This is a genomic window from Rhodococcus sp. HNM0569, from assembly GCF_012726205.1.
Classification (GTDB): Bacteria; Actinomycetota; Actinomycetes; order Mycobacteriales; family Mycobacteriaceae; genus Rhodococcus_F.
On sequence record NZ_JAASAE010000026.1, the window covers coordinates 20,642 to 27,985 of the forward strand.

Consider the following 7,344-nt stretch of genomic DNA (forward strand, 5'->3'; position numbering starts at 1 on the left):
GTCGACACGACGACCGACGCGCACCACACCTCGGGCATACGAGGCGGCCCCCTCGCACGCTGGGGCGACGCGATGGCTTCCCACGCGAAGTGGGTGTTCGGCGCGTGGCTGATCGTGGTCGTCGCCCTCGGCGCGGCCGCGCCGTCGGTGTTCAGTTCACTCGCAGGCGCCGGCTGGCAGGCGAACGGGTCCGAATCGGTGCAGGTCCGCGAACTCGCGGAGCAGCATTTCGGCGGCAACGCGTCGTCGGCCGTCCAGGTGGTCGTGCACTCCGACACACTCCCGGTCACCGATCCGCAGGTGCAACAGGTGCTGACGGCCACCACCGACGTCCTGTCGGGCGACGAGCGGTTCGGCGACATCGTGCCGCCGCAGCCCGGCATGTCGATCAGCCCCGACGGCCACACCGGCATTCTCATCGCGGGTGCCGCAGCGAGCACCGACGACATGGTGACCGCTGTCGACGACGTCAAGGAGCAGCTCACCGGTCTCGCGACCGACGACGTCGAGGTGTACCCGACGGGTGCGTCGGCGCTGTGGAGCGACTTCAACAAGGCCAACCACGACGCGATGATCAAGGCCGAGATGATGTCGTGGCCCGTGACGCTGGGCATCATGGTGCTCGCGTTCGGCTCGCTCGTCGCGGCGGGCCTGCCGCTGCTGCTGACCCTCGCCGGTCTCGTCGCGTCCGCGGGCGGACTCGTGCTGCTCAACGAGATCACGCCGATCTCGGTGTGGGCCATGAACTTCGCGATGATGTTCGCGCTCGCGCTCGGCATCGACTACGCGCTGTTCCTCGTGTCGCGATTCCGTGACGCACTCGCGAAGGCGCCGACACCGCGCGCGGCCGTCGCCGAGACGATGGACACCGCGGGCAAGGCTGTCGTGCTGTCCGGGCTCACGGTGCTGGTGAGCCTGTCCGCCGTGCTGCTGGTGCCCGCTCCTGCGGTCCGCACGATGGCGGTCGGCATCATGCTCGCGGTCGTGTTCGTGCTCGCGGCGACGCTGACGCTGTTGCCCGCGGTGCTCGGCAAGCTGGGCCGCAAGGTCAACGCGGCGGCCCTGCCGTACGCGAAGCGTCAGCAGCATCGCTCGCCGAAGTTCGCGGCATGGGGCGAACTGATGCACAAGCATCCGTGGCCGTTCGCGATCGGCGCGCTCATCGTGCTCGTCGGCCTGTCGATCCCGGTGTTCGGACTGAAGGTCGCGATGCCGTCGATCTCGGTGGTGCCCGAGGACGCGCCGGTGCGCCAGGGCTACGAACTGGTGCAGCAGCAGATGGGCGAGGGCGCGCCCGGCATGCTGCAGATCGTCGCCGACTCCGGCGACGCGCAGGCCACCGCCGACGCCGCCGCGTCGGTGGACGGTGTCGCGATGGTGACGCCGCCGATGCCCGCTCAGGACGGGTCCGGGTACACGATGCTGCAGGCCGTGCCGGACGTCGACCCGTCAGATCCCGCGATGGCGTCGATCCTGGGTGACCTGCGTTCCGAGCTACCCGAGTCGGCACTGGTCGGCGGCGCGCCCGCCGAGAATCTCGACCTGCAACAGGCACTGAACGACTACCTGCCGCTCGTGATCGGGGTGATCCTCGTGCTCGGCTTCGTCCTGTTGCTGGTCGCGCTGCAGGCACCGCTGATCGCCCTGATCGGCACGGTGGTGAGCCTGTTGTCGACGGGCGCGGCGTTCGGCGTGGCGAAGCTGATCTTCCAGGACGGCCACGGCGCGGGACTGCTCGGCTTCGAACCGCAGGGCTTCCTCGACGGCTGGGGGCCGGTGTTCTTCTTCGCCATGATCTTTGCGATCGCGATGGACTACACGGTGTTCCTGCTGTCTACGGCCAAGGAGCACTACGAGAAGTCCGGCGACCCCAAGATCGCGCACGTCGACGGCCTCGCCCACTCGGGCCGGGTGATCGCGGCCGCCGCGGCGGTGATGGTGGCGGTGTTCTTCACGTTCGCGCTGTCCGAGCCGCTGCCGCCGAAGGAGATGGGCATCATCCTCGGTGTCGCGGTGCTGCTCGACGCGCTGCTGGTGCGTCTCGTGCTGCTGCCCGTCGTGCTCCGGCTGACCGGCCGCGCCGCGTGGTGGTCGCCGAGTTGGCTGCGCAAGGTGCTGCCGAATATCAGCTTCTCGCACGGATGACCCGCGATTCGCGAGCCTGACCAGCGGGTATGGGTGGGCGACGACACCCGCTCACCCATACCCGCTGGGGTATGATGGAGTCACGCACTTCACGAAAGGGAACCACCATGGTCGGCAACGAAGAAGCGATCGCTCAGGTGCTCAACCGGCTCCGCCGCGCACAGGGCCAGCTGGGTGGCGTCATCACGATGATCGAAGAGGGCCGCGACTGCAAGGACGTCGTGACGCAGCTCGCCGCCGTGTCCAGCGCGCTCGACCGCGCCGGCTTCAAGATCGTCGCCACCGGCCTGCGCGAATGCCTCACCGACGAGTCGAAGGAGTCCACCGACCCGATGACCGTCGAGCAGCTCGAGAAGCTGTTCCTCGCCCTGGCCTGAACCCGGTCCCCGAAACCCGCCACCACAATCGACACCGTACGGAGCTGACACCGATGACCGCACGCACCCGCCTCCCCCGCCACGACGGCTGGACCATCGAACGCGTCGTGCCGCTCCTCGGCGGCTCCGTCGTGCTCGGCAGCCTCGCGCTCGGCCGCGGGCTGTCGCCCAGGTGGCGTGGCCTCACGGCCTTCGCGGGCGGGAACCTCGTGATGTACGCGGCGGTCGGCTGGTGCCCGATGTCGCTGCTGTTGCAGAAGCTCGGCGTCACCCGTCTCGCCGACACGAACCGAGAACACCGAACACCCGCTGCGGAAGGAAGGACGCCATGACCCTCGCGCTGTCCACGCGCCTCGACGACGGCTTCGACGACGCGCTCGAACGCACCCGGGAAGCCTTGAAGCAGCAGGGCTTCGGCGTGCTGACCGAGATCGACATGGCCGCGACACTCGACGCCAAGATCGGTGTCGAGATGGAACGGTACGTCATCCTCGGCGCATGCAATCCGCCGCTCGCACATCGCGCGGTCGAGGCCGACCGGCAGATCGGCCTGCTGCTTCCGTGCAATGTGGTGGTACGCGAAAACCGCGACGGCGCAGGCGTCGTGGTCGAGGCGATGAACCCCGACGTGATGGTGACCGTCACCGGCAACGACGAGCTCGTGCCGGTCGCGGCGGAGGCAGCCGAGAAGCTGCGCGCCGCGATCGACGCCCTCGGCTAGCGGTCACATACCCGCAGGCGGGTGTCCCAGGCTGAACTGGGCGCCCATCGGGTCGGCCACGGCGGCGAGCGTGCCCCACGGGGTGTCCTCGCCGCCCATCAGCACCGAACCGCCCAGCTGCTCCACCTGTTTCACGGTAGCGGCCACGTCGTCGACCATCACGTAGACCTGCCAGAACGACGGGATCTCCGGAGGGTGCAGGCTCGCGGCATCCATGATGCCCGAGTATGCGTTCTCGCCGACGAATACTTGTCCGTAACGGTCCGGGCCGATCGCGTCCGGGTCGCCACCCGTGCCTACTTCCTCGAAGCGCGCGCCGATCACCTTCTCGTAGAACTCGCGCGACTTCTCGTAGTCCTTGCTGTGACTTTCGAACCAGTACGGTGTGCCGTGCTCACCCCACGCGCCGAAGCCCTTGTGCTGATTCGCTTTCCAGAAACCGATGACCGCACCCGCCGTATCCACGGCGACCATCATCGTGCCTTCCTCACCGACGTCCATCGGCGGAACCATGACGGTGCCGCCCGCGTCCTCGACGGCCGTGACCGTGGCGGCCGGATCGTCGGTGCGCAGATACACCGACCACACGTCGGACGGCCCTTCCGCGCCCTCCATGGTCGGCATCAGCCCCGCGACGCGTTTTCCGCCGCGCGTGAAGTTCTGGTAGCCGCCCATCTCTTCGATCGGCGGCGTCTCGACGTCCCATCCGAAGATCGCGCCGTAGAAGTCGACGGCGCGTGCGGGATCCCTGCTCATCAGGTCGAACCACACCGGCGCACCCACCGGTGCCGAATACTCGCTCATGTCCTGACCTCTCGTCCGTGTCGGTTTGTCCTCGGCTCTCTGCTATCCGTATCGACCGCCTCCTCCCCGAAAACTCATCGCGATATCGCCGTCCGCCTCAATGCGCCGCGCCGGCCGGTGACGGCGTCGGCCGCAGGATCGCGCCGCACACGAGCGCGCCGACGAGAAATATGGCGGCGCAGTACCAGAACGGCGCGTGATAGCTCGCGAGCTGCGCACCGAGCACGAAGTCCGGACGCGTCACGGGATTCGCGGCGTCGGCGGCGTGCGCCGCGGTGTAGTTCGCGGCGGCGGTCGCCGAGACGGTGCTGAGCAGCGACACTCCGATCGAACCACCCACCTGCTGCGCCGTGTTCAGGGTCGCCGACGCGACACCCGCATCGTGCGGGTCGACACCGAGTGTCGCATTGGTCATGACGCCGGAGAAGATCATGCCGATGCCCGCGCCGAGCAGGACGAGCTTCGGCAGGATCCCCGAGAAGTACGCGGTGTGCGCCTCGAGCGTCGTCAACCAGGCCATCGCACCGGACGCGAGAAGCATCCCGGGCGCGACGAGGAATCGCGGCCCGATCCGGGTGACGACGCGCGGCATCACGATCGTCGCGAAGAACGCGATCGTCACCGGCATCGGCAGGAACGCGAGGCCCGTGCGCACGGCGGAGAAGCCGAGGGTGACCTGCATGTAGTAGGTGAGGAACAGGAACACGCCGAACATGCCGACCGCCGCGACGAGCATCGACAGCACCGAGCCGCCCCGGCCCCGGTCGAGCACGACCCGCGGGGGCAACAGCGGATAGCGCGTCCGCACTTCGACGACGGCGAATGCGACGAGCAGCACGAGGCCTCCGACGAGGCACCCGATCGTCACGAACGCACTCCACCCGACGCGCTCGGCGCTCGCGAACCCGTAGACCACCGCGAACAGGCCCACCGACACGAGGACACCACCGAGCCAATCCACGGGGTCCGCGTCGGCGGGCTTCGAGTTGCGCATCAACACCATCGCCGACGCGGCCGCGACGGCCGCGAAGATGCAGTTGACGTACAGGCACCACCGCCAGTCGAGGTATTCGGTGAGCACGCCGCCGAGCAGCAGACCGATCGCGCCGCCCGCACCCGCGATGGCACCGAACACACCGAACGCCTTCGCGCGAGCATTCGAGCCGGCGAACGTGACGGTGAGGATCGACAGCGCGGCCGGGGCCAGTAGCGCGCCGAACACACCTTGCGCCGCGCGGGCCGCGACGAGGATGCCGAAAGTGGGCGCGAGCCCACCGACCGCGGACGCGAGCGCGAAGCCCGCGAGGCCGGTGACGAAGGTGCGTTTGCGGCCCAGGTGGTCGTTGATGCGGCCGCCGACGAGCAGCAGGCCACCGAAGGCGAGCGAGTACGCGGTGACGATCCACTGCCGTTCGTTGTCGCCGAAGCCCACCTCACGCTGCGCCGACGGCAGCGCGATGTTCACGATCGTCGCGTCGAGCACCACCATGAGCTGCGCGATGCCGACGGTCGCGAGAATCAGCCACGCATGGGCGGGGAGGTCGGATCCGGTGCGTTCGGACCCGGTCGCGGTGGCGGACATGCGGCACCTCGATCCTGTGACGACGCGGTGGGAAGTCAGCTACTCGGGACACGCACCTGCATCACGCTACTCGGACCCACGTGCCGTGACCAGCAGAAACGGTGGTCCGTACGGAACCCGGGAAAATCGGACGCGCGAGCGGCACCGGGCTCCTAGGGTCGAGGGGCATGAGCCCCGACCCGTCCGTGAGCGGCGGCACGTCCGCGGGAGCGATGACCGCCGACGACATCCGCCGCGCCTATCTCGACTTCTTCGTCGCCCGGGGCCATCACGTCATTCCGTGGGCGCCACTGGTCCCGCGCGACGACCCGACGACGCTGTTCAACGGCTCGGGCATGCAGCAACTCGTGCCGAACCTGCTCGGCGAGCCGCACCCCGACGGCACGCGGCTCACCGACAGCCAGCCGTGCCTGCGCGCACAGGACATCGACGAGGTGGGCGACAACCGGCACACCACGTTCTTCGAGATGCTCGGCAACTGGAGCCTCGGCGACTACTTCAAAAGCGAACAGATCCCGTGGTTCTGGGAGTTCCTCACCGACGTCGTCGGCCTCGATCCCGCGCGCATCTACGTCAGCTGCTATTCCGGCAATCCGGAATTCGGCATCCCGAAGGACACCGAGTCCGCCGACATCTGGACAGGTTTGTTCGACGCTGCGGGCCTCGACGCGGAGCGCGTCGACCTCGGTACCGCCGCGCGCGGAGCCGAACTCGGCACGGGCGGCGCGCGCATCGCCTTCTACGGCGCGAAGAACTGGTGGTGCCGCATGGGCAGCGCTGAGGCGATGCCGGTCGGCGAACCGGGCGGGCCCGACACCGAGGTGTTCTACCTGTATCCCGAAGTGGCGCACGACCCGGCCTACGGCGCGCACTGCCACCACAACTGCGACTGCGGACGGTTCATCGAACTGGGCAACAGTGTGTTCACCGAGTTCCGCCGGGTTGCGGGACCGGACGGCGAGCCCGCGGGATTCGCGCCGCTGCCCCGCCGCAATGTCGACTACGGCGGCGGGCTCGAACGCATCGCCGCCGCCGCACTGGACACGCCGGACGTGTTCGAGGTGTCGCTGCTGCGCCCCGTGGTCGCGAAGCTCGAAGAGCTGTCGGGCAGCGCCTACAGCACGGGCGAGACGCACGCACTGCGCGTGATCGCCGATCACCTGCGTGGCGCGACATTTCTTGCCGTCGAAGGTGTTCGGCCGAGCAACAAGGAACAGGGATACGTGATGCGCAGGCTCGTGCGGCGTGCGATCCGGTACGCCTACGAGCTCGGGCTCACCGACGCCTTCCTGGAAGAACTCGTGCCGGTCGTCGCGGACGTGTACCACGACAGCTATCCCGTGGTGGCCGCCCGTCGCGACGACGCGATCGCGGCACTCGTGAAGGAGGAGCGCAGCTTCCGCCGCACCCTCACTCGCGGCATCGGCGTCCTGCACACGCTCGCGCAGCGCGGCGGCACGCTCACCGGACACGAGCTGTTCACGCTGCACGACACCTACGGCTTCCCCGTCGAGCTGAGTCTCGAGGAGGCCGGCCGGCACGACGTCACGGTCGCACCGGGTTGGCGCGGCGAGTTCGACGCCGATATGGCCGAACAGCGGGCCCGCTCACGGGCGGCGGCGGCGAAGAAGTAACCACCCCTTGTGAGCACTTTGCGAGTCCCTGCACGCTGTTGAGTCTGGGTTGATGTGAGACACGAGATGTCTACCCAGATG

At 68.6% G+C, this 7,344-nt stretch carries 7 protein-coding genes; 5 read left to right on the plus strand and 2 right to left on the minus strand.

The genetic code is table 11. From position 1 onward, the window contains the following. Positions 1–72 precede the first annotated feature (72 nt). The 4 genes from HCA44_RS20260 (at position 73) to HCA44_RS20275 (ending at position 3,243) form a co-directional block, all read left to right on the plus strand. Positions 73–2,145 (plus strand): MMPL family transporter, encoded by a 2,073-nt coding sequence (locus tag HCA44_RS20260; protein WP_240945691.1) that lies wholly within the window; start codon positions 73–75, stop codon positions 2,143–2,145. A 107-nt stretch (positions 2,146–2,252) separates the two neighbouring features. After that, positions 2,253–2,522: a metal-sensitive transcriptional regulator gene (locus HCA44_RS20265; protein ID WP_169651137.1), complete on the plus strand. Its 270-nt coding sequence runs from the start codon at positions 2,253–2,255 to the stop codon at positions 2,520–2,522. 53 nt (positions 2,523–2,575) lie between these two features. Next, positions 2,576–2,854 carry a DUF2892 domain-containing protein gene (locus HCA44_RS20270; RefSeq protein WP_169651138.1) on the plus strand — a complete coding sequence of 93 codons (279 nt, stop codon included), beginning with the start codon at positions 2,576–2,578 and terminating at the stop codon, positions 2,852–2,854. Then, complete coding sequence (locus HCA44_RS20275) at positions 2,851–3,243, plus strand: DUF302 domain-containing protein (RefSeq protein ID WP_169651139.1); 393 nt, start codon at positions 2,851–2,853, stop codon at positions 3,241–3,243. Before HCA44_RS20270 ends, HCA44_RS20275 begins: the two co-directional genes overlap by 4 nt. 3 nt (positions 3,244–3,246) lie before the next feature. On the opposite strand, the gene HCA44_RS20280 is transcribed toward HCA44_RS20275, so the two are convergent. Together HCA44_RS20280 and HCA44_RS20285 are read right to left on the minus strand one after the other, a co-directional pair. Then, on the minus strand, positions 3,247–4,047 hold the full coding sequence (locus tag HCA44_RS20280; RefSeq protein WP_169651140.1) for a VOC family protein: 801 nt from the start codon (positions 4,045–4,047) through the stop codon (positions 3,247–3,249). A 97-nt stretch (positions 4,048–4,144) separates the two neighbouring features. Further along, positions 4,145–5,629 carry an MFS transporter gene (locus tag HCA44_RS20285; RefSeq protein ID WP_169651141.1) on the minus strand — a complete coding sequence of 495 codons (1,485 nt, stop codon included), beginning with the start codon at positions 5,627–5,629 and terminating at the stop codon, positions 4,145–4,147. 167 nt (positions 5,630–5,796) lie between these two features. Here HCA44_RS20285 and HCA44_RS20290 point away from each other — a divergent pair, with 167 nt between their 5' ends. Continuing rightward, positions 5,797–7,263: an alanine--tRNA ligase-related protein gene (locus tag HCA44_RS20290; protein WP_240945690.1), complete on the plus strand. Its 1,467-nt coding sequence runs from the start codon at positions 5,797–5,799 to the stop codon at positions 7,261–7,263. The last annotated feature ends 81 nt before the right edge of the window (positions 7,264–7,344 follow it).